The 500-nt window shown below is 59.2% G+C and carries 1 protein-coding gene; it reads left to right on the top strand.

Going from position 1 to position 500, the window contains the following annotated elements; all coding sequences use genetic code 11:
• Positions 1–302: OmpW family outer membrane protein (locus EN852_RS34840; protein ID WP_210238280.1), on the top strand; the 302-nt coding region annotated here is incomplete at its 5' end.
• Positions 303–500: the final 198 nt, after the last annotated feature.

Below are 500 nucleotides of genomic sequence, written 5' to 3' on the forward strand. Positions count from 1 at the left end.
GCTTGGGCTACGCCATAGACAATTGGATGCCATACGTGACCGGCGGCTTGGCCCTCGGGGATATTCACACCAAATTCGAAGATGGCCCCGCTACGGACTCAAAGTCTCAAGTTAAGGCTGGCTGGACCCTCGGTGCTGGTGTCGCGTACGCCATCAACAAAAACTGGTTTGCTCAAGTCGACTATCGATACACCGATTTCGGCAAGGTGACGACCGCCACCACCACTACAGACTCTGCGTTTGTTGAGCACGAACACGTCAAGACCAATGAGGTCAGGATCGGCATCGCCTATAAATTCTGACAGCTGCCTGCGGCGGGCCTGACGGACCACATGGCCGGCGACGCTTGAAAAAGCAGCGCCGGCCGAACTACGAGGCGGCAGCTGGGGTGCGTCCCGCTGACGTTGCCAGGGCCGGCAGACGTTCGTGTTCCTGAAACAGAAGCGGCACCGTCAATCCTCTGTCCCCACGATCGACCGGCCCCACTTCTCAGGTCCCCC

Origin of the sequence: Mesorhizobium sp. M2E.F.Ca.ET.209.01.1.1, from assembly GCF_004010375.2 — a bacterium.
Classification (GTDB): domain Bacteria; phylum Pseudomonadota; class Alphaproteobacteria; order Rhizobiales; family Rhizobiaceae; genus Mesorhizobium.